Origin of the sequence: Streptomyces shenzhenensis, assembly GCF_021462265.1 — a bacterium.
Classification (GTDB): domain Bacteria; phylum Actinomycetota; class Actinomycetes; order Streptomycetales; family Streptomycetaceae; genus Streptomyces; species Streptomyces shenzhenensis.
On sequence record NZ_JAJONF010000015.1, the window covers coordinates 1 to 20,501 of the forward strand.

17 protein-coding genes are annotated in these 20,501 nt (G+C 72.0%); 12 read left to right on the forward strand and 5 right to left on the reverse strand.

Translation table 11 applies throughout. The features are described 5' to 3' along the window. Positions 1-750 (forward strand): elongation factor 1-alpha C-terminal domain-related protein (locus tag LQ326_RS20300; protein ID WP_434056953.1); only part of this gene is annotated, 750 nt, incomplete at its 5' end. A 242-nt stretch (positions 751-992) separates the two neighbouring features. Beyond that, positions 993-1,445, forward strand: a complete 453-nt coding sequence (locus LQ326_RS20305) for an ATP-binding protein (protein ID WP_234538632.1) — start codon at positions 993-995, stop codon at positions 1,443-1,445. 167 nt (positions 1,446-1,612) lie between these two features. Here LQ326_RS20305 and argF read toward each other — a convergent pair whose 3' ends face one another. Both argF and LQ326_RS20320 read right to left on the reverse strand, forming a co-directional pair. Continuing rightward, positions 1,613-2,620 (reverse strand): ornithine carbamoyltransferase, encoded by a 1,008-nt coding sequence (gene argF, locus LQ326_RS20315; RefSeq protein ID WP_234538633.1) that lies wholly within the window; start codon positions 2,618-2,620, stop codon positions 1,613-1,615. 164 nt (positions 2,621-2,784) lie between these two features. Beyond that, positions 2,785-4,008: an arginine deiminase gene (locus LQ326_RS20320; RefSeq protein ID WP_234538634.1), complete on the reverse strand. Its 1,224-nt coding sequence runs from the start codon at positions 4,006-4,008 to the stop codon at positions 2,785-2,787. 151 nt (positions 4,009-4,159) lie between these two features. On the opposite strand from LQ326_RS20320, the gene LQ326_RS20325 reads away from it, so the two are divergent. Both LQ326_RS20325 and LQ326_RS20330 read left to right on the forward strand, forming a co-directional pair. Continuing rightward, on the forward strand, positions 4,160-5,293 hold the full coding sequence (locus LQ326_RS20325) for an SPFH domain-containing protein (RefSeq protein WP_234538635.1): 1,134 nt from the start codon (positions 4,160-4,162) through the stop codon (positions 5,291-5,293). Continuing rightward, positions 5,290-6,195 (forward strand): hypothetical protein, encoded by a 906-nt coding sequence (locus LQ326_RS20330; RefSeq protein ID WP_234538636.1) that lies wholly within the window; start codon positions 5,290-5,292, stop codon positions 6,193-6,195. Before LQ326_RS20325 ends, LQ326_RS20330 begins: the two co-directional genes overlap by 4 nt. Before the next feature lie 9 nt (positions 6,196-6,204). Here the strand turns inward: LQ326_RS20330 and LQ326_RS20335 are convergent, their stop codons facing one another. From LQ326_RS20335 to LQ326_RS20345, 3 genes are read right to left on the reverse strand one after another with little or no spacing between them, the layout of a single operon-like run. After that, positions 6,205-8,751, reverse strand: coding sequence for a polynucleotide kinase-phosphatase (locus tag LQ326_RS20335; RefSeq protein ID WP_234538637.1), 2,547 nt, complete (start codon positions 8,749-8,751; stop codon positions 6,205-6,207). Beyond that, positions 8,748-10,223, reverse strand: coding sequence for a 3' terminal RNA ribose 2'-O-methyltransferase Hen1 (locus LQ326_RS20340; RefSeq protein ID WP_234538638.1), 1,476 nt, complete (start codon positions 10,221-10,223; stop codon positions 8,748-8,750). Before LQ326_RS20340 ends, LQ326_RS20335 begins: the two co-directional genes overlap by 4 nt. Positions 10,224-10,282: 59 nt before the next feature. Then, complete coding sequence (locus LQ326_RS20345; protein ID WP_234538639.1) at positions 10,283-11,128, reverse strand: alpha/beta fold hydrolase; 846 nt, start codon at positions 11,126-11,128, stop codon at positions 10,283-10,285. 217 nt (positions 11,129-11,345) lie between these two features. On the opposite strand from LQ326_RS20345, the gene LQ326_RS20350 reads away from it, so the two are divergent. Genes LQ326_RS20350 through LQ326_RS20385 form a run of 8 tightly spaced genes read left to right on the forward strand, consistent with a single transcriptional unit; the run spans position 11,346 to position 20,471 of the window. Beyond that, the gene (locus LQ326_RS20350; RefSeq protein ID WP_234538640.1) at positions 11,346-12,257 is read left to right on the forward strand and encodes a VOC family protein; all 912 of its coding nucleotides are present in this window, start codon (positions 11,346-11,348) and stop codon (positions 12,255-12,257) included. Then, complete coding sequence (locus LQ326_RS20355; protein WP_234538641.1) at positions 12,254-13,102, forward strand: fumarylacetoacetate hydrolase family protein; 849 nt, start codon at positions 12,254-12,256, stop codon at positions 13,100-13,102. The genes LQ326_RS20350 and LQ326_RS20355 overlap by 4 nt, the downstream gene beginning before the upstream one ends. A 57-nt stretch (positions 13,103-13,159) precedes the next feature. After that, entirely contained in the window at positions 13,160-14,347 is a 1,188-nt protein-coding gene (locus LQ326_RS20360; RefSeq protein ID WP_234538643.1) for a sugar ABC transporter substrate-binding protein, read from the forward strand. Between the two features lie 3 nt (positions 14,348-14,350). Beyond that, positions 14,351-15,940, forward strand: a complete 1,590-nt coding sequence (locus LQ326_RS20365) for a sugar ABC transporter ATP-binding protein (protein ID WP_234538645.1) — start codon at positions 14,351-14,353, stop codon at positions 15,938-15,940. A 2-nt stretch (positions 15,941-15,942) separates the two neighbouring features. Continuing rightward, positions 15,943-17,151, forward strand: coding sequence for an ABC transporter permease (locus LQ326_RS20370; RefSeq protein WP_234538647.1), 1,209 nt, complete (start codon positions 15,943-15,945; stop codon positions 17,149-17,151). A gap of 27 nt (positions 17,152-17,178) precedes the next feature. Next, the gene (locus tag LQ326_RS20375) at positions 17,179-18,351 is read left to right on the forward strand and encodes an acyl-CoA dehydrogenase family protein (RefSeq protein WP_234538649.1); all 1,173 of its coding nucleotides are present in this window, start codon (positions 17,179-17,181) and stop codon (positions 18,349-18,351) included. A gap of 39 nt (positions 18,352-18,390) precedes the next feature. Further along, positions 18,391-19,242 (forward strand): alpha/beta fold hydrolase, encoded by an 852-nt coding sequence (locus tag LQ326_RS20380; RefSeq protein WP_234538651.1) that lies wholly within the window; start codon positions 18,391-18,393, stop codon positions 19,240-19,242. A 56-nt stretch (positions 19,243-19,298) separates the two neighbouring features. Next, positions 19,299-20,471, forward strand: a complete 1,173-nt coding sequence (locus LQ326_RS20385; RefSeq protein WP_234538653.1) for an acyl-CoA dehydrogenase family protein — start codon at positions 19,299-19,301, stop codon at positions 20,469-20,471. Positions 20,472-20,501: the final 30 nt, after the last annotated feature.

The window sequence follows — 20,501 nt, forward strand, 5'->3', positions numbered from 1 at the left end:
GAGCGGGCCGCATTCGAGCGGATCGTCGCCGACTTCACCGCCCAGACCGCCGAGCTGGGGCTCCCCGAGGTCACCGCGATCCCGGTCTCGGCGCTCGCCGGTGACAACGTCGTCGACCGTTCCGTGCCCATGGACTGGTACGACGGCCCGGCGCTCCTGGAGTTCCTGGAGAACGTCCCGGTGGCCGCGGACGCGGCCGACGCCCCGGCCCGCTTCCCGGTCCAGTACGTCATCCGGCACGGCGACATCCGGCACTACGCGGGCCAGCTGGTCTCCGGCTCGCTGCGGGTCGGCGACCGGGTCACCGTCCACCCGTCCGGGGAGACCTCCACGATCGCCGCGATCGACGTGCTCGGCACCGGGGTCGAGGCGGCCCACGCCCCGCGGTCCATCGGGGTGCGCCTGGCCGACCAGCGGGACGTCTCGCGCGGCGACATGATCACGGCGGGTCCCGGGGCGCCCGTACTCACCAAGGACGTGACGGCGGCCGTGTGCCATCTGGCCGACCGGCCGCTCAGGGTGGGCGACCGGGTGCTGCTCAAGCACGCCACCCGGACCGTCAAGGCGATCGTCCGGGACCTGGCGGGCGCCACCGCGCTGATCGCCAACGACCTGGGCCGGATCACCCTGCGCAGCGCCGAGCCGCTGCCGCTGGACGCCTACGCGGTCTCCCGCCGTACCGGCGCCTTCATCCTGATCGACCCGGCGGACGGCGCGACGCTGACGGCGGGGATGGTCGAGTTCGGCTGACCCCCTCCGCCGCGAAAGAGCCCCCGGAAACCGGGGGCTCTTTCGTATGTGCCGTGTCACAAGGTCACAGCGTGTCGATAGCGCGGTAACAGCGGAGCCGGATGTGCGAGCGGGGCCCAGGGACGGGGTAAGCCACCCGTTACCGGGACGAAGGTCTCGTCAGGGGGGCGCCGAAGGCCTCCAGAACGGGACCCGTACCATTCCTACAGCCGAAAGCAGGACAAGCAGTGATCGCCTGCGCCATGAACGGAATCGCCGTGTACGAACCACCTTCCGCAGCCGCCTCCTGGCGTATCGCGCTGCCGCACACCGTCGCGGCCGTGCCGGTCGCCCGTGCCCTGGTGCGTTCGGCGATGGAGGAGACCGACCACGCGGCCGACGCCGACACCGCCGAGCTGCTCACCGCGGAGCTGGTCGCCAACGCCGTGGAGCACACCGCCGGCCGGGGGCCGATAGAGCTGGTCGTCGAGCTGATGCCGGGGGGCTGCAAGGTCGAGGTGCACGACCCGGACCCGGCGCCGCCCGGCCATCTCACCCGTCCGGTGATCGAGGAGCCCGACCCCATGCAGGAGGGCGGGCGCGGCCTGCTGCTGATCCGCGCCCTGAGCTCGTCGTGCGGGCACCGCCCCACGGACTCCGGCAAGGCGGTGTGGTTCAGGCTTCCTGTGGTGCCGCGTCAGTGGCGTCCGGCGTGACCGTGTCGTTCCCGGCCACCACCGGCGTGGAGTTCCGGCGCCCGCAACCGACGTAGACCAGCGGGCCCACGGCCGGGAAGACGGCGAACCGGATCCAGGTCGCCCACCCGGTCTCGTGGCCCGGGCAGAGGCCGACGCCCAGCACGGGGGCCGATGAACGGGGCTGGTCAGGCGAGCGTGGCCACCAGGACCGCCTTGATGGTGTGCATGCGGTTCTCGGCCTCGTCGAAGACGACCGAGTGCTCGGACTCGAACACCTCGTCGGTGACCTCCAGCTCGGTCAGCCCGTGCCGTTCGTGGATCTCGCGGCCGACGACGGTGCCGAGGTCGTGGAAGGCCGGCAGGCAGTGCAGGAACTTGACGTCGGCGTTGCCGGTGGCACGCAGCACGTCCATGGTGACGGCGTACGGACCGAGCAGCGCGATGCGCTCGTCCCAGACCTCCTTGGGCTCCCCCATCGACACCCAGACGTCGGTGGCGACGAAGTCGGTGTCGCGCACGCCGTCCTTCACGTCCTCGGTGAGGGTGATCCGGGCGCCGGACGCGCCGGCGAGTCGCTGGGCCAGCTCGACGACGGTCTCGTCCGGCCACAGCGGCCGGGGCGCGACGATCCGGACGTCCATGCCGAGCAGGGCGCCGGTGACGAGGTAGGAGTTGCCCATGTTGTAACGGGCGTCACCGAGGTAGGCGAAGGCGATCTCCGCGAGCGGCTTGTCGCAGTGCTCGGTCATGGTGAGGACGTCGGCGAGCATCTGGGTGGGGTGCCACTCGTCGGTGAGACCGTTGTAGACGGGCACCCCCGCGAACGCGGCCAGCTCCTCGACGACGACCTGGCCGTGCCCGCGGTACTCGATCGCGTCGAACATCCGGCCGAGGACCCGGGCGGTGTCCTTCACCGACTCCTTGTGCCCGAGCTGGGAGCCGGCCGGGTCGAGGTAGGTGGTGGAAGCGCCCTGGTCGGCGGCGGCGACCTCGAAGGCGCAGCGGGTGCGCGTGGAGGTCTTCTCGAAGACCAGGGCGATGTTCTTCCCGCGCAGGTACTGCGTCTCGGTCCCGGCCTTCTTGGCCGCCTTCAGCTCGGCGGCCAGCTCGACCAGCCCGCGGAACTCCTCCTGGGTGAAGTCCAGCTCCTTGAGGAAGTGGCGGCCGGCGAGGGCGGTCGGGACAGTCGCCATGGGGCGCTCCAGCGGTAGGGGTCATCAGCTTCAGGGGCTTTGGAAGTCTATACGATGTTCCACATTTCTATACAGGGGCTTGGGGCGGGGTCCCGCGGAATGTCACACGTCACGCGTCACACGGCCCCGTCACGCGCTCCCGTCACACGGCGTCCCGTCACGCGTCACACGGCGTCCCGCTGCACCGGACAGCTCATGCACCGCGGTCCGCCCCTCCCCCGCCCCAGCTCGCTCCCCGGGATCTCGATCACCTCGATGCCCTGCTTGCGCAGATGGGTGTTGGTGGTGGAGTTGCGTTCGTAGGCGACGACCACACCGGGTTCGACGGCGAGGACGTTGCAGCCGTCGTCCCACTGTTCGCGTTCGGCCGCGTGCACGTCCTGGGTGGCGGTCAGGACCCGGATCTCGCTGAGGCCGAGGGCGGCGGCGATCGCCCGGTGCATGTGCTCCGGCGGATGGTCGGTGACCTTGAGCTCCTTATCGTCGGTACCCGGTTCGATGGTGTACGACCGGAGCATGCCGAGCCCGGCGTACTGGGTGAAGGTGTCGCCGTCGACCATCGTCATCACGGTGTCGAGGTGCATGAAGGCGCGCCGCTTCGGCATGTCCAGGGCGACGATGGTCCGCGCCGAGCCGGCCGCGAACAGTTCGTGCGCGAGCATCTCGACGGCCTGCGGGGTGGTGCGCTCGCTCATGCCGATCAGGACCGCGCCGTTGCCGATCACCAGGACGTCGCCGCCCTCGATGGTGGAGGGGTAGGCGGCCTGCCCCTCCGACCAGACATGGAACGTTTCGCCATGGAAGAGCGGGTGGTGCCGGTAGATCGCCTCGAAGTGCACGGTCTCGCGCTGCCGGGCGGGCCAGCGCATGGCGTTGATGGAGACGCCGTCGTAGACCCAGGCGGAGGTGTCGCGGGTGAAGAGGTGGTTGGGGAGCGGCTGGAGGAGGAAGTCGTCGAGGTCCATGACGTGGAAGCGGACCGAGGTGGGCTCCTCGTGGGCGGCCAGGAACTCCCGCTTGGTCATGCCGCCGACCAGCGCCTCGGCCAGCTCGCGCGCCGGCAGTTCCTCGAAGGCGGCGCGCAGGTGGTCGGTGGCGAGCGGGCCGTACTCCTTCTCGTCGAAGACCCGGTCCAGGACGAGGGTGCGGGCGGCCGGGATCGCCAGCGCCTCTTCGAGCAGGTCGCCGAAGAGATGGACGGCGACGCCGCGGTCACGCAGCACGTCGGCGAACCCGTCGTGCTCGGCCCGGGCCCGGCGCACCCAGAGGAGGTCGTCGAAGAGGAGGGCGTCCTTGTTGCTCGGGGTGAGCCTTTTGAGCTCCAGATCCGGCCGGTGCAGGATGACGCGGCGCAGCCGCCCGGCCTCGGAGTCGACATGGAATCCCATGCCTCCATCCTGACCATCGCGGACCGTGTTCACCCCCTGCTCCGCCGTTTCTTGTCCCGACCGCCCGGCCGTTTCCGCTTCTCGTCCCCTTGACGACAAGCGAGGTGGGCGCGATTATTGTCATACTGACTCTAAATCACGAGGGGGATTCATGGCCGACATCACCCGGCGCCTGGGCTGGCGGCATCTGCGCGGCGCGCCGACGGCGCACGTCAGACACCACCGGGGCGAGAAGCTGCTGCACAAGGGTCCGGGGCTCAGTTTCTGGTTCCGCGCGCTGACCGCGGCCATCTCCGAGGTGCCGGTGGACGACCGCGAGCTGGCGATGACGTTCCACGCCCGCACGGCCGACTTCCAGGACGTGGCGGTCCAGGCGACCGTCACCTACCGCGTCGGCGACCCGGCCGTCGCGGCCGCCCGCCTCGACTTCTCCATCGACCCGGACACCGGTGTCTGGCGCGGCACGCCCCTCGAACAGCTCGGCACGCTGCTGACCGAGACGGCCCAGCAGCACGCGCTGGACGCGCTGACCCGCACTCCGCTGGCGCAGGCGCTGGTGGACGGGGTGGCGGTGGTCCGGGAGCGGATCGCGGCCGGCCTGGCGGCGGAACCGCGGCTGCCCGCCACCGGCATCGAGGTGGTGGCCGTCCGGGTGATGGCGCTGCGGCCGGAGCCCGAGGTGGAGCGGGCGCTGCGCACCCCGGCCCGCGAGCAGATCCAGCAGGAGGCCGACCGGGCGACGTACGAGCGGCGCGCGGTGGCCGTCGAGCGGGAGCGGGCGATCGCCGAGAACGAGCTGGCGAGCCAGATCGAACTGGCCCGCCGCGAGGAGCGGCTGGTCGAGCAGCGGGGCGCCAACGCGCGGCGTGAGGCCGAGGAGCACGCGGCGGCGGACTCCGTCCGGGCCGCGGCGGAGGCGGCCCGGACGGTGAAACTGGCGGAGGCGGAGGCGGCCAAGTCCGTGAAGCTGGCGGACGCCGAAGCGGCGCGCACCCTGCGCCTGGCGGAGGCGGAGGCGGCCCGGTCCGTCAAGCTGGGCGAGGCGGAGGCGGCGCGGGCGGTCACGCTCGCGCGGGCCGAGGCCGTGGGGGCGCGGGAGGTCGGCGAGGCACGGGCCGCGGCGCAGGCGGCCTGGCTGCGGGTGCACGGCGAGGCGGACGTGGCCACGCTGCACGCCCTCACCGGCGCGCGGCTCGCCGAGAACCTGCCGCGCATCGACAGCGTGACCGTGTCGCCGGACGTGCTGACCGGGCTGCTGGCCAGGCTGGGCGGGGAGCGGGAGTGAGCCTCGCGCCGCGTGCCGTGCTGGTCCACCGGACCACGGAGTACGAGGAGTTGGTGGCCCGGCACGGCACGCACGGCCAGGCCGCCTTCTTCCTCGCCTCCCGCGGCCGGGACATGGCCGAGGTCGCCGAACGGCACCGGCGCACCCGGCGGGCGCTCGCCGAGGTGGCCTCGGCGGTGCCGCCGGCCTGGCGCCAGGCCCGGGTCGAGCGGGCCGACCTGGACCGCTTCCTGTTCGCGCCGGAGGACGTGGTCGTGGTGGTCGGCCAGGACGGTCTGGTGGCGAACGTGGCGAAGTACCTGGACGGCCAGCCGGTGATCGGCATCGACACCGACCCCGGCCGCAACCCGGGGGTGCTGGTACGGCACCGGCCGCAGCGGGCGGCCGTACTGCTGGCCTCGGTCACCGCCACGGCCACGGCCACTGGGGCCGACGAGCTGACGATGGTCGAGGCGGTCGCCGACGACACGCAGCGGCTCGTGGCGCTCAACGAGATCTACCTGGGGTCCGCCGGCCATCAGACCACCCGATACCGCCTGGGCCTCGAGGACGACGGGGGTGTCGTCGAGGTCCAGGCCTCCTCCGGGGTGCTGGTGGGCACCGGCACCGGGGCCACCGGCTGGCTGCGTTCGGTGTGGCAGGAGCGCGGCGGCCGGCTGCCGCTGCCCGCCCCCACGGAGGACCGCCTCCTCTGGTTCGTCCGGGAGGCCTGGCCCTCGCCGGCGACCGGGACCGCCCTGGTCGCCGGCGAGCTGACGGCCTCGGCGGCGCTGACCCTCACGGTCGAGTCGGACCGCCTGATCGCCTTCGGCGACGGCATCGAGGCCGACGCCCTGGAGCTGACCTGGGGGCAGACGGTCCGGGTGGGGACGTGCGCGCAGCGGCTCAGGCTGGTCGGCTGACGCCGCGGCTCACAGCCGCGGGTCGACCGGCTCCGACTCCAGGGCCAGGACCGCGAAGACCGCCTCGTGCACCCGCCACAGCGGCTCGCCGTCCGCGAGGCGGTCCAGGGCCTCCAGGCCGAGGGCGTACTCGCGGATCGCCAGGGACCGCTTGTGGTTGAGGAAGCGGCCCCGCAGGCGGGTGAGGTGGTCGGGGCGGGTGTACTCGGGGCCGTAGATGATCCGCAGGTACTCCCGGCCGCGGCACTTGATGCCGGGCTGGACGAGCCGGCCCTGCGCGTCGCGGACCACCGCGCCGGCCGGCTTGACGACCATGCCCTCGCCGCCCCGGCCGGTCATCTCCAGCCACCAGTCGACGCCGGCCCGCACCGACTCCGGGTCGCCGGTGTCGACGTACAGGCGGCGGGTGGTCTGCAGCAGGCCGGTGGGGTCGTGCTCCACCAGCCGGTCCAGGAGGGCGAGTTGCTCGTCGTGCGGGAGCGCGGCAAGGCTGCGGCCCTGGACCGCGAGGATCTGGAAGGGGGCGAGGCGCACCCCGTCCAGGCCCTCGGTGGTCCAGCAGTAGCGGCGGTAGGCGTCGGTGAACGCGGCCGCGTCGGCGGCGCGTTCACGCTGCCGGGTCAGCAGTCCGGTGACGTCGACGCCGCGTGCCGCCGCGCCCTCCAGCGCGGCCAGCGCGCCCGGGAAGACCGCGCCGGAGGCGGCGCCCACGGCCGCGTACTGGGTGCGCAGCAGCCCGGAGGCCTTGAGCGACCAGGGCAGCAGCTCGGCGTCGAGGAGCAGCCAGTCGGTGCCGAGTTCGTCCCAGAGGCCGGCCGCGTCGGCCGCGGCGCGGATCCGGCCGAGGATCTCCTCGGTCACCGAGTCGTCGGTGAAGAACGGGCGTCCGGTGCGGGTGTAGAGGGAGCCGGTGGGGCCGGGCGCGACGCCGAAGCGCTTGTGCGCGACCTCCGCGTCCCGGCACACCAGCGCCACCGCCCGCGAGCCCATGTGCTTCTCCTCGCACACCACCCGGGCGACCCCGTCCGCGGCGTACTGGGCGAAGGCCTCGGCCGGGTGTTCGAGATGGCCTTCGACGTGTGAGGTGGCCGTCGGGGCCATGGTCGGCGGCAGGTACGGCAGCAGCCGCGGGTCGATCGCGAAGCGGCTCATCACCTCGAGGGCGGCGGCCGCGTTCTCCTCGCGGACCGCGATCCGGCCCTGGTGGCGCGTCTCCACGACCCGCCGGCCCTGCACGTCCGCCAGGTCCAGCGGGCGTCCGTCCTGACCGCCGGGCGCCTCGGTGCGCAGCGGCCGGGCCGGCTCGTACCAGACCCGCTCGGCCGGTACGTCGACCAGCTCCCGCTCCGGCCAGCGCAGCGCGGTCAGCTTGCCGCCGAAGACGGCACCGGTGTCCAGGCAGATGGTGTTGTTCAGCCAGGTGGCCTCCGGGACCGGGGTGTGGCCGTAGACGACGGCCGCGCGGCCCCGGTAGTCCTCGGCCCACGGGTAGCGCACCGGCAGGCCGAACTCGTCGGTCTCGCCGGTGGTCTCGCCGTACAGCGCGTGCGAGCGGACCCGGCCGGAGGTGCGGCCGTGGTACTTCTCGGGCAGCCCGGCGTGGCAGACGACCAGCTTCCCGCCGTCGAGGACGTAGTGGCTGACCAGTCCGTCGATGAACTCCCGTACCTGCGCCCGGAACTCCTCGCTCTCGCGGTCCATCTGCTCGACGGTCTCGGCGAGTCCGTGGGTGTGCTGGACCTTGCGGCCCTTGAGGTGGCGGCCGTACTTGTTCTCGTGGTTGCCGGGCACGCACAGGGCGTTGCCCGACCGGACCATCGACATCACCCGGCGCAGCACGCCCGGGCTGTCCGGGCCGCGGTCGACGAGGTCGCCGACGAAGACGGCGGTACGGCCCTCGGGGTGCACGCCGTCGGTGTAGCCCAGCTTGGCGAGCAGGGCCTCCAGTTCGCTCGCGCAGCCATGGATGTCGCCGACGATGTCGAAGGGGCCGGTGAGGTGGGTCAGGTCGTTGAACCGCTTCTCGGTGACGACGGTCGCCGACTCGGCCTCCTCGACCCCGCGCAGGACGTGCACCTTGCGGAAGCCCTCGCGCTCCAGGTGGCGCAGCGAGCGCCGCAGTTCGCGGATGTGGCGCTGGATGACCCGGCGCGGCATGTCGGCCCGGTCGGTGCGGGCCGCGTTGCGTTCGGCGCACACCTCCTCGGGCACGTCGAGGACGACGGCGATGGGCAGCACGTCGTGCTGCCTGGCCAGTTCGATCAGCCCGCGCCGGGACTCCTGCTGCACGCTGGTCGCGTCGACGACCGTGCGGCGGCCGGCGGCGAGCCGCTTGCCGGCGATGTAGTGCAGGACGTCGAAGGCGTCCTTCGTGGCGCTCTGGTCGTTCTCGTCGTCGCAGACCAGGCCCCGGCAGAAGTCGGAGGAGATGATCTCGGTCGGCTTGAAGTGGCGCCGGGCGAAGGTGGACTTGCCGGAGCCGGAGGCGCCGACGAGGACGACCAGGGAGAGGTCGGTGACGGGGAGGACCCGTCCGTGGTGCTGTGTCTCGGTCATGCTGCCTTCGCCTCCTTCGCGACGACGGTGGCCGTGCCGGTGTGGAAAACGGCCATCTGGGTGGGTGGGCCGACCTCGGGGTCGTCCGGTCCGACGGCGGTGAACCCGACCTCGTAGCCGTGGAGTTCGGCGACCCGGTGGGCCCAGGCGCGGAACTGTGCGCGGGTCCACTCGAAGCGGTGGTCGCCGTGCCGGGTGTGGCCGGCCGGGAGGGTCTCCCAGCGGACGTTGTACTCGACGTTCGGGGTGGTGACGAGAACCGTGCGCGGGCGGGCGGCGCCGAACACGGCGTACTCCAGGGCGGGCAGCCTCGGCGGGTCGAGGTGTTCGATCACCTCGCTGAGCACGGCCGCGTCGTACCCCCTGAGCCGCCGGTCGGTGTAGGCCAGCGAGCCCTGGAGGAGTTTGACGCGGGCGGCCTGCCGCTCCCCCATGCGGTCCAGCTTGAGCCGCCGGGAGGCGATGGCGAGGGCTCGCATCGACACGTCGACGCCGACGATCTCGGTGAAGGCCGGGTCCTTCAGCAGCGCCTGCACCAACTGGCCCTGGCCGCAGCCGAGATCGAGGACGCGGGACGCGCCGGACCGGCGCAGCGCCTCGATGATCGCCTCCCGTCGCCGCACGGCGAGCGGGGTCGGCTTCTCCTCCGCCTCCGCCTCCTCCTCGACCGCGTTGTCGATCTCCTCGACCTCGCTGTCGTCGGCCTCGGCGAGGCGTACCAGCTCCAGCCGTTCCATCGCCTGCCGGGTCAGCGACCAGCGGCGGGAGAGGTAGCGGCTGGTGATGAGCTTCTGCTCGGGGTGGCCGGGCAGCCAGCCCTCGCCGGCCCGCAGCAGCTTGTCGACCTCCTCGGAGGAGACCCAGTAGTGCTTGGCGTCGTCGAGGACGGGGAGCAGGACGTAGAGGTGGCGCAGCGCCTCGGAGAGGGTCAGGGCCTCGGACTCCAGGACCAGGCCGACGTAGCGCGAGTCGCCCCACTCCGGGAACCCGGTGTCCAGCGCGACCGGTTCGGCGGTCACCGTCCAGCCGAGCGGCTCGAAGAGCTGCCGTACGAGGACGGGGCCGCCGCGGGCGGGCAGCGCGGGCACCTCGACGCGCAACGGCCTCGGCTGTGCCGGGGCTTCGGGGCGGGCCTTGCAGACGCCGCGCATCGCGCTGGAGAAGACGTTGCCGATCGCCACGGCGAGCAGTGAGGAGGCCGCGTAGGGGCGGTCGTTGACGTACTGCGCGAGCGCCGCGTCGGGTGCGCCGCCGCGTCCCTTGCCCTTGCCGCGCCGGACCAGCGCGACCGCGTCCACCTCCAGGAGCAGCGCCGCGGTGCAGCGCTCGGCGTCCGCCTCGGGGTAGAAGACGTGCGCGACGCCGTAGGACGTCGTGAACGACTGCGCGTTGCCGGGGTGCTTGTGCAGCAGGAACCCGAGGTCGGTGGCCGGGGAGGCGGCGGTGCCGCTCGTGGAGATCGTCAGGAACACCCGTCCGATTCTTCCCGGCCCGCCCCCGCCGCGACCACCGGTTTTCCCGGGAGGCCGCTTCAGATCCGGTCGTGCAGCAGGTCCTCGAGGAGGTGGACGAACACGTCGTGTGCCTCGATCTGCGTCCAGTGACCTGACTTGGGGATGATGTGGAGCGTCGCGTCCGGCAGTGTCCTCGCGAGATAGGTGCTCGACTCGACGGGGACGATGATGTCGTCGCGGCCGTGGACGCACAGGGTCTTGTGCGGCAGTGAGGTGAGCTCCTCGGCCGTGAAGGCCGGCGGCTTCGTGCCGGGGGCGAACATCGCGGCGTGCGAGCGCTTGACGTCGGCCCGCTCGATGTAGGGCATGCGCTCGGCGACGACGCGGTCGACGACTCCGGAGAGCGTGCTCATGTCGAAGACGAAGGACGCCAGGAGCTTGCGCAGCTGCCCGGGCGTCGGGTCGGCGTAGAAGGTGCGCAGGTGCTCAAGACCGGGAGTGACCGGCAGGTCCGGAGCGCCGCCGGATCCCATGAGGAGCATCGTGCCGACGCGCTCCGGCCGGCTCAGGGCCATGCGGAGTGCGATCATCCCGCCCATCGAGTTGCCGACGAGGTGCGCCTTGCGCACGCCGAGCTCGTCGAGCAGGTCCCACAGGGTTTCGGCCTGGACGAGGTTGAGCGGGCCCATGCCGGTCGGCGGTTCCTCCGGATGGGTCGAGTCGCCGAAGCCGATCATGTCCGGCGCCAGGCAGTAGTAGCGCTCGCCGAGCTCCTCGATGACGGCCTTCCAGTTGGACGTCCCCGTCGCCCCCGGTCCCGAGCCGTGCAGGAAGAGGAGGGCCTCGTCGGCCTCGACCCCGGTCCGGTGAAGCCGGTAGGTGACGCCTCCGACGGCGACGTCGTTGCTGGTCACGGTGGTCATGGGTGGCTCCTCCACGCTCGCGAGAGCTGCGAATCCGTCTGAATCAAGCACTACAATTTATGGCCGCTTCCACACCGCCACAAGACCCGTTGAACCACCAAAGTTCCTGGTTGTCCGCCTCTTGCGTTCGCGTCATGGGTCCTGCATCCTCTGGTGCAACCACTACAGGGACGCGCCGATGTCGCGTCCGTCGTGGTCCCGAATCAAGGGAGATTCGATGATCAGGGAACTCGCGTACCTCCGAGTCGCCTCCCCACGCCACGAGGACTGGGTCGCGTACGCCACCGAGGTCCTCGGCTGCCAGCTCGCCCCCCGCGGTGCCGACGGCTCGGTCCGCCTGCGCGTCGACGACGCGGCACACCGGATCACGGTCTCGCCCGGACCCGAGGACGCCTTCGAGAGCGCCGGCTGGGGCTTCGTCAACGAGTCCGAACTCGCGGCGTACGTCTGGCGCCTCAGGGACACCGGGCTGGAGGTCACCGAGGGCACCGCGGAGGAGTGCGCGGACCGCGCCGTCGCCGGCATGTGGTGGGTGGCCGACCCGTGGGGGAACCGTCACGAGTTCGTCTGGGGCCAGCGGCGCCACCCCGGCGTGTTCTGGCCGGGCCGGCGGATCGGCGGCTTCGTGAGCGACGACTTCGGCCTCGGCCACATCGTCCTCATCACGCCGAGCCTGGCCGAGGCCGACGCGTTCTACGGCGCCCTGCTCGGCTTCACCCTCTCGGACCGGGTGGACGAGGAGTTCATGAAGGTCCGCTTCTACCACTGCAACGGCCGGCACCACTCCCTCGGGATCGCCGAGGTGCCGGGCACAGCCGGGTTCAACCACCTCATGCTGGAGGTGCGCGATCTCGACGACGTCGGCACCGGGTACGACCTCGCCCGGGCGAAGGGCCATCCGATCGTCCGGGCGCTCGGCCGCCACACCAACGACCTCATGACGAGCTTCTACATGTCGACGCCGTCCTCGTTCCAGATCGAGTACGGCTGCGGAGGTCTCGTGCTCGACGACCGCACCTGGGCCGCCTCGACGAACGACCGCCCCTCCCTGTGGGGCCACGAGCTGACCGAGTGGGGACGCACCAACCCGCCCGGCATCCTGAACAAGATCGAGGAGCCGGCCCGATGAGGCTCGCCAGCCGCAACGGGCGCGCGTTCGTCCTGCGGGACGAGTCGTCCGGCTGGGATCTGGAGTCCGCGAGCGGCGGCCGGTTCCCGGCCGACCCGATGGCCATGTACGGCCGCGTCGCCGAGATCCGGCAGTGGCTCGCCGCCCACGCCGGGGCGGGGGCCGCGGCCGAGACCGTACGACCTCAGGAGCTCGACGCACCGGTGCCGAAACCGGGCACGATCGTCGCGATCGGCCTGAACTACGCCGAGCACGCGGCCGAGGCCGGTTTCGAGGCGCCGACCGAACTGCCGCCGGTCTTCGCGAAGTTCCCCTCGTCGATCACCGGGGCGTACGGCGAGATCGCCCTGCCCCCGGGCGGCACGACCGACTGGGAGGTCGAGGCCGTCGCGGTCGTCGGAGCCCCCCTGCACGACGTCGCGCCCGAGGACGTGTTCGACCACCTCGCGGGCCTGACCATCGGGCAGGACATCTCCGAGCGGACCCGCCAGCTCTCCGGGCCCGCACCGCAGTTCGGTCTCGCGAAGTCCTACCCCGGCTTCTCGCCGATCGGGCCGTGGGTCGTCACCCTCGACGAGTTCGACGACCCGGACGACCTGCGGCTCGGCTGCTCGGTCGACGGCGAGACCGTCCAGGACGGCACCACCGCCAAGCTCCTCTTCTCCATCCCGCGCTCGCTCTCCGAGCTGTCGAAGGTCATCACCCTCCAGCCCGGCGACCTCGTGTTCACGGGGACGCCGGACGGCGTCGGGATGGGGCTGAACCCGCCCCGCTACCTCGCCTCCGGCCAGGTTCTGGAGACCTGGATCGACGGCATCGGGCGGATGCGACACGTCTTCCGCTGAACCCCGCGCCACCTGAGTCCGCCGGACCAGGCCCGCACCGGCAAAGGAGCCGAACCCATGACCCACCCCCTCGCCACCCGGCGGTTCACCACCCTGGCCGCGGCCACCGTCACCGCCACCGCCCTCCTCCTCACCGCCTGCGGCGCGGGCGAGCAGGACTCGACGGACACGAAGACCTCCGGCGGCACCAGCACCGCGGCCGACCGCGCCGGCACCGCACAGGCGAAGAAGGACGTCGCCGCCTGGGCCGCCGCCCCGCAGTGGCCGGACGTCCCGAAGCTGAGCAGGAAGGTCGACCTGAAGGGCAAGCGGTTCACCTACGTCGCCCTCGGCGACCAGGTGCCCGTCATCCACGGCGTCGGAGTCGGTGTCCAGCAGGCGCTCTCCGCCGCGGGCGCGACGGTGGACACCTGCGACGGCAAGTTCAACCCGACCTCGATCGCCTCCTGTCTGAAGACCGCGGGCGACGAGAAGGCCGACGGCGTCATCACCTCGTTCATCGACTACCAGATGGCCGGGCCCGCCTTCGACCAGCTCGCGCACAAGGGCGTCAAGGTCGTCGTCGGCGGCGTCGCCCCGTCGGGCGGCAGAACGAACGACGCGACCCTCGCGTTCTACGACAACACTCCGCGCGTCTTCGCCCTCCACGAGGCCATGGCGGAGAGCGCCGTCGCCCAGCTCGGCGACTCGGCGAAGGTGGTGTGGGCCAAACTCATGGACTCCACGACGACCCGGACCGCGAGCGCGAAGGGCATCGCCAAGTTCAGGGAGCTCTGCCCGGGCTGCCAGATCGACAGCGTCGAGTTCACCACGGTCAACCTCGACAAGCTCGGCCTGGCGATCAGCGCCGCGCTCCTGAAGAACCCGGACACGAACGCGGTCATCGTCCCGGTCGACACGATGGTCCCCTCGGTCCTCCAGGGCATCCAGAGCGCGGGCAAGGCGGGCAGGATCAAGGTCTTCTCCTCCAGCTCCGACCTGGCCGGACTGCAGCGGGTCAAGGACGGCCGCCAGGCATCCGACCTCGGTACCCCGGTCCTGTACGAGGGATGGCGCTTCGCCCACGCGATGATGCAGCTCCTCGCCGGTGACGACGTCTCCAAGGGCGACCAGCTCGTCACCCGTGACTTCACCGGGGACAACGTCGGCTCGCTGACCCTGACGCCGCAGAAGTACCTCTCCGACGACTGGTTCGGCGGCAGCGGCTACCGCGCCAGGTTCCTCACCGCCTGGGGACTGAAGTAACCCATGGGGACCGAACTCCGGCTCGAGGCGCGGCGGCTGTCGAAGACGTACGGCGGCTCCCGCGCCCTCCAGGACGCCGACCTCGCCGTCGCGCCCGGTGAGATCCACGCCCTCGTGGGCCAGAACGGGTGCGGCAAGTCCACCCTCGTCAAGATCCTGACCGGCTACCACGCCCCGGACCCGGGCGGTTCGGTCCTCGTCGACGGGACCGGGCTGAGCCTGCCCGTGCGGTGGAGCGAGGCGTCCGCGGCGGGGGTGTCCGTGGTCCACCAGGACCTCGGACTCCTCGACCAGCTCACCGTCGCGGAGAACATCGGCGTCGGCGGCTACCGGCACGCCAAGACGACACGGAAGATCGACTGGCGCGCGCAGAACGAGGTCGCGCGCCGGGTCCTGGACCGTCTGCGGGTGCCGGTCGACCCCACCGCGCCGGTCGCGTCCCTGTCCCCGACGCGCCGTGCCGAGGTCGCGATCGCACGGGCGCTGCGCGACCTCGAACCGGGGCGCGGCCTGATCGTCCTGGACGAGGCGACCCGGGCCCTGCCCCGCGAGGAGCTCGACCGGTTCCACGGTCTGCTGAAGCGGATCGTCGCCGAGGGAACGTCGATCCTGATGGTCAGTCACAACCTGGAGGAGGTGCTCAGGTTCGCCGACCGGGTCACCGTCCTGCGGGACGGCAGGGTCGCGGCGGCGGCGCTCCCCACGAAGGGCCTCACCGAGCACGACCTCGCCCGGCACATGCTCGGCCGCACCGTCGACGCCGTCGCCCGCGAGGAGCGCGACTTCACCGACGCGCCAGCCGTCGCGACGGTCACCGGGCTGACCGCCCGGGGCCTGACCGACTTCGCGCTGGAGATCCGGCGCGGGGAGGTCGTCGGGCTGACCGGGCTGCCCGGCAGTGGGTTCGAGTGGGTTCCCCGCCTGGTCGCCGGCATCGAACGGGCGAAGGCCGGCCTGCTCACGACCGGCCGGCGGACGGTCGACCTGAGCCGGGCCGACGTGCGCGACTGCCTCAAGGCCGGCGTCGCCCTCGTCCCGGAGAAGCGCGTCGTCGAGGGGCTCGCCCTGGAGCTGAGCATCCGCGACAACATCGCCATCCCCGACGTCAACCGCCGGGGCAGGCCCTGGTTCGTGGGACGCCGCTGGCAGAGCTCCACGGCGGCCGAGGCGATCACCCGGCTCGGCATCCGCGCCCGCTCCGCGCGGTCCCTGATCCGCGAGCTGTCCGGGGGCAACCAGCAGAAGGTCCTCCTCGCGAAGTGGCTCGCGGTCGCACCGGAGGCCGTCGTCCTGCACGAACCGACCCAGGCCGTCGACGTCGGCGCCCGGGCGGACATCCTCCGCTCGATCCGCGAGGCCGCGTCCCGGGGTCTCGGTGTCCTCCTCGTGAGCATCGAGCCGACCGACCTCGTGGACGCCTGCGACCGGATCCTCGTCGTCGGCCTGGACGGGCGGGTGCGGACCCTGCGCACCCACGAGCCGGACGACGTGTTCGAGGCCGTGTACGAGGAGCCCGCGCCCACCGGGCCGGCACCGGCCGGACCCACCACCGACACACGAGACGACCGGTCCGCTGGGACCGAGGGGAGGTGACCATGTCGGACCTCACGCGCCGTTCCGACTCCGTCCTCGCAGCCGGAGCCGACCAGGAACCGGCCGCGGGCCACGATCCGGCCCCCGGCCAGGAACCGGCCCCCGGCCACGATCCGGCCGACGGCCGGCGGACCACGCCGGTCCCGGACGCCACGCCGGACCCCGACACCACGACGGACCCCGACGCCACGACGACGACCACCGGCACCACGCCGGACCCCAACGCCACGACGGACCCCGGCACCACGACGCCGGACCGCGGCCGGATGCCCTGGCCGGCGGCGGCGAGCAGGTACGCCCTCGTCGTCGTGTGGGCGCTGATGGCGCTCGTCTACTACATCCTCATGCCGCACCGGTTCGGCTCCACGGCGACGATCTCCTCGATCTTCGGCTCCCAGCAGGTCCTCGTCTTCCTCGCGATGTCGGCGATGATCACCCTTGTCGTCGGGGAGTTCGACCTCTCGATCGCCTCGGTCATGGGCATCGCCGCGACCCTCATCCCGGTCCTCGTGACGAGTCACGGCTGGAACGTCTGGGCCGCCTGCCTGTTCGCGCTGCTCGTCTGCCTGGCCGCCGGCGCGGTCAACGCGTTCTTCGTGGTGATCATCGGGGTGCCCAGCTTCGTCGTCACCCTCGGCATGGGCACGCTGCTGATGGGAGCCGCCCAGGCCGTCTCCGGATCGACGATCGTCTCGGTCGCGAGCCCCTCGCTGAGCGGCTTCGCGCTGCACGAGGTGCTGGGCATGCCGGTCTCGTTCTACTACGGCATCCTCCTGGCGGCCCTCCTGGCGTACCTCCTCGGCTGGACGCCGCTCGGCCGCGGCATGGTCTTCGTCGGGGCGAGCCCCGAGGTCGCCCGGCTGGCGGGCATTCCCGTACGCCGGATCCGGATCGGCGCCTACCTCGCCGGCGCGCTCGTCGCCGGTCTCGCGGGGGTCATGCTCGTCGCGACCGTCGGCGGCTTCGATTCCTCCTCGTCGGCGACCTACCTGCTGCCGGCGCTCGCCGCCGTCTTCCTGGGCACGGCCGTCGTCCAGCCGGGCATGTTCAACCCGGTCGGCACGATGATCGCCATCTACTTCCTCACGACCGGCATCTTCGGCCTCCAGCTGCTCGGTTTCTCCGGCTGGATCCAGAACGTCTTCTACGGCGCCGGCCTGGTCGTCGCGGTCACCCTCGCCAAGGTCGTCCGCGACCGGACCACCGAATAACCCCCCACGCCGAAAGGACCACCGACCATGCACCCGGCAACGGCGTACATCCTCGAACACGCGGACGCCCTGCGCGCCGAGGCCGAACCCAGTGACGAGCTCGGACGGATCACCGACCGCACCATGGAGATCCTCCGGGGATCGGGCGGGATCCGCCTCCTGCAGGCCAAGGACCTGGGCGGCTTCGAGGCCCACCCGAACGACTTCCTCGACTGGGTCCTCGCCGTCGGCGAGCGGCACCCGTCGGCCGGCTGGATCGCCGGCGTCGTCGGCATCCATCCGTGGGAGATCTCTATCGCGTCCCCGCGGCTCCAGAAGGAGGTCTACGGGGACGACCGCGACATCTGGGTCGCTTCGCCGTACGCCCCCTTCGGACGGGCGGTGCCGGTCGAGGGCGGCTACCGGTTCAGCGGGAGCTGGCCCTTCAGCACCGGCACGGACCACTGCGAGTGGGTCATCCTCGGCGGCCTGCTCGCCGACGAGTCCGGCCGGCCCACGACGCCGCCGACGATGCGCCACTTCGTCCTGCCGCGCTCCGACTACGAGATCGTCCCGGACTCGTGGCACGTCATGGGCCTGTCCGGCACCGGCTCCAAGGACGTCCGGATGACCGACGTGTTCGTCCCCGACCACCGCGTCCTCGACGGCGTCGAGGTCCGGGACAACACCTACAGCGACCGGTGGCGGCCGGGCGCGCCGCTGTACGCGATGCGGTTCGGGGTCATGTTCCCCTTCGCGATCAGCGCGGGCACCTTCGCCATCGCCCGGGGCGCCGTCGCGGCCGCCGAGCAGCACATCGAGGACCGGGTCTCCTCCCAGGGCAGCGTCTCGAGGACGGACCCCTTCGTCCTCGACGCGCTCGCGAAGGCGCACGCCGACGTGGAGGCGGGGATCGCGCACGTCCGCGTGATCATCGCCGGGTTCTACGACACGGTCGCCTCCGGCGGCGACATCACGGTCAAGGACCGGCTCCGCTTCCGGCGCGACCAGGTACGGGCGACCGACCGCGCGATCGGCTCGGTCAACGAGCTCTACCGGCTGATGGGTTCCTCGTCGATCCAGAAGGCGTCGCCGCTGGAGCGCTACTGGCGGGACCTCCAGGTCGCGGCGACCCACGTGTGCAACAGCCGCGAACCCTGCTACCTCGCCTGGGGCCTGGACCGCTTCGGCGGCGCCGTCCCGCCCACCGCGCAGTACTGAACGACCGTCACCACCTCAGATCCCAGGAGTACTTGAGCAATGGCGCTGACGTACGACGACACCAGCCGGTCCGTGCAGACCGCGGACTGGACCATCCACTGCCAGGAGGCGGGCCCCGCGGACGCCCCCGCCGTCGTCCTCCTGCACGGCTCCGGGCCGGGCGCGACGGGCTGGAGCAACTTCAAGACGAACATCGAGCCGCTGTCCGCGCACTTCCGCGTGCTCGCGCCCGACATGCCCGGCTGGGGCGAGTCCGACCCGGTGACCGCGGAGGAGCGCGACCACGCCAAGGCCGCCGTCCAGCTCCTGGACACGCTCGGGATCGAGAAGGCCGCGTTCGTCGGCAACTCCATGGGCGGCATCACCACCCTCCGCCTCGCCACCGAGTACCCCGAGCGGGTCAGCCACGTCATCACGATGGGGCCCGGCTCCGGCCCCCAGCCCAAGCTCCTCACACCCGGCGGCGGCCTGTCCGAGGGCATGAAGGTCCTCGTCGCCGCCTACCGCGACCCGTCCGCGGAGTCGATGAAGCGGCTGACCGAGGTCATGACCTACGACACCGCCCGCTTCGCGACCGCCGAACTCGCGGCCGAACGCGCCGCCGGCGCCGCCAGGCACCCCGAGCACCTCGCGAACTACCTCGACGGCTTCGCCCGCGGCGGCGCGATCAGGCGGTGGTTCTCCCTCGACGCCCTGGAGTCGACGGACATCCCGGCGCTGCTCATCCACGGCCGTGACGACCGGGTCGTCCACTTCGAGAACTCCCTGACCCTCCTCTCGCGGATCCGGAACGCCCGGCTGGTCCTGCTCAACCGGTGCGGCCACTGGGCGCAGGTCGAGCACGCCGACGAGTTCAACCGGCTCGTGACCGCCTTCGTCGCCCACAACTGACAGTGCCACCCCGCGCGCCGGCCGGCCGGCGCGCGCCCCAGGAAGGTCATACGCACATGAGCGATGTCACGCCCAAGGTCGACGCCGCGATCCCGGTCCTGAAGGAGGAGTCCGTCCCGAGCGACGACCTCGGCCGGCTGACCGACAAGATGGCCGCGGCCCTCCGCGACACCGGCGTCATCCGGATGTACCAGCCGGTCGAGTTCGGCGGTCAGGAGGCCCACCCGGTCGAGTTCATGCGGGCGGTGATGGCCGTCGCCGCGGCCTCGCCCTCCGCGGGCTGGGTCAGCGGCGTGGTGGGGGTCCACCCGTGGGAGATCGCGATGATGGACCACCGTCTCCAGGAGGAGATCTGGGGCGAGGACCCCGACACCTGGACCGCGTCGCCGTACGCGCCCTTCGGCAGGGCCACACCGGTCGACGGCGGCTTCCTCTTCTCCGGCCGCTGGCCGTACTCGACCGGCACCGACCACTCGGCCTGGGTCATCCTCGGCGGGATGGTCGTCGACGGATCCGGCAACCCCGCCACGCCGCCGGACATCCGCCACTTCGTCATCCCGCGCGCGGACTACACGATCCTCGACGGCACCTGGAACACCCTGGGCCTGAAGGGCACCGGCTCCAAGGACGTCGAGATGCACGACGTCTTCGTCCCCGACTACCGCGTGGTCGAGGGCATGGCCATGCACGACGGGGCCTACGAGGACCGCCGGCCCGGCACGACGCTCTACCGGCTGAAGTTCCCGGTGGTCTTCTCCGCCGCGATCAACAGCGCGACGATCGGCATCGCCCAGGGCGCCCTCGACGTCTACCGGGACTACATGGTCCAGCGGGTCTCCGCCGACGGCCGCGTCGCCAGCAAGGACCCCATCCAGCTGAACACCTACGCCGAGGCCGCCGCCGACGTCGCCGCGTCCAGGGCCCACCTCCTGAGCGACATGCGTGAGCTGTTCGACTTCGTCGACAGGGGCGGCGAGATGAGCTGGACCCAGCGGCTGACCGCCCGCCGCGACGGGGTCCGTGCCGTGCGCCGCGCGACCGACGCCGTCGACCGCCTCTACAAGCTCTCCGGCGCCCAGGGCATCCACCTGCGCCTGCCCAACGAACGGTACTGGCGTGACCTGCAGTCGGGCCTGAGCCACATCTGCAACCTCACCGAGGTGGTGAGCGTCGCCTGGGCCGCCGACGACCTCGGCGCGGAACTCCCCTCGCCCCCGCCGTTCGCCTGACCCGGCCGCCACGACACCACCAGGAGACCC

Coding starts and splice junctions, on each gene's coding strand:
- LQ326_RS20305 (WP_234538632.1), top strand. CDS start 993: ATGAACGGAATCGCCGTGTACGAACCACCTTCCGCAGCCGCCTCCTGG.
- argF (WP_234538633.1), bottom strand. CDS start 2,620: ATGGCGACTGTCCCGACCGCCCTCGCCGGCCGCCACTTCCTCAAGGAG.
- LQ326_RS20320 (WP_234538634.1), bottom strand. CDS start 4,008: ATGGGATTCCATGTCGACTCCGAGGCCGGGCGGCTGCGCCGCGTCATC.
- LQ326_RS20325 (WP_234538635.1), top strand. CDS start 4,160: ATGGCCGACATCACCCGGCGCCTGGGCTGGCGGCATCTGCGCGGCGCG.
- LQ326_RS20335 (WP_234538637.1), bottom strand. CDS start 8,751: ATGACCGAGACACAGCACCACGGACGGGTCCTCCCCGTCACCGACCTC.
- LQ326_RS20345 (WP_234538639.1), bottom strand. CDS start 11,128: ATGACCACCGTGACCAGCAACGACGTCGCCGTCGGAGGCGTCACCTAC.
- LQ326_RS20350 (WP_234538640.1), top strand. CDS start 11,346: ATGATCAGGGAACTCGCGTACCTCCGAGTCGCCTCCCCACGCCACGAG.
- LQ326_RS20355 (WP_234538641.1), top strand. CDS start 12,254: ATGAGGCTCGCCAGCCGCAACGGGCGCGCGTTCGTCCTGCGGGACGAG.
- LQ326_RS20360 (WP_234538643.1), top strand. CDS start 13,160: ATGACCCACCCCCTCGCCACCCGGCGGTTCACCACCCTGGCCGCGGCC.
- LQ326_RS20365 (WP_234538645.1), top strand. CDS start 14,351: ATGGGGACCGAACTCCGGCTCGAGGCGCGGCGGCTGTCGAAGACGTAC.
- LQ326_RS20370 (WP_234538647.1), top strand. CDS start 15,943: ATGTCGGACCTCACGCGCCGTTCCGACTCCGTCCTCGCAGCCGGAGCC.
- LQ326_RS20375 (WP_234538649.1), top strand. CDS start 17,179: ATGCACCCGGCAACGGCGTACATCCTCGAACACGCGGACGCCCTGCGC.
- LQ326_RS20380 (WP_234538651.1), top strand. CDS start 18,391: ATGGCGCTGACGTACGACGACACCAGCCGGTCCGTGCAGACCGCGGAC.
- LQ326_RS20385 (WP_234538653.1), top strand. CDS start 19,299: ATGAGCGATGTCACGCCCAAGGTCGACGCCGCGATCCCGGTCCTGAAG.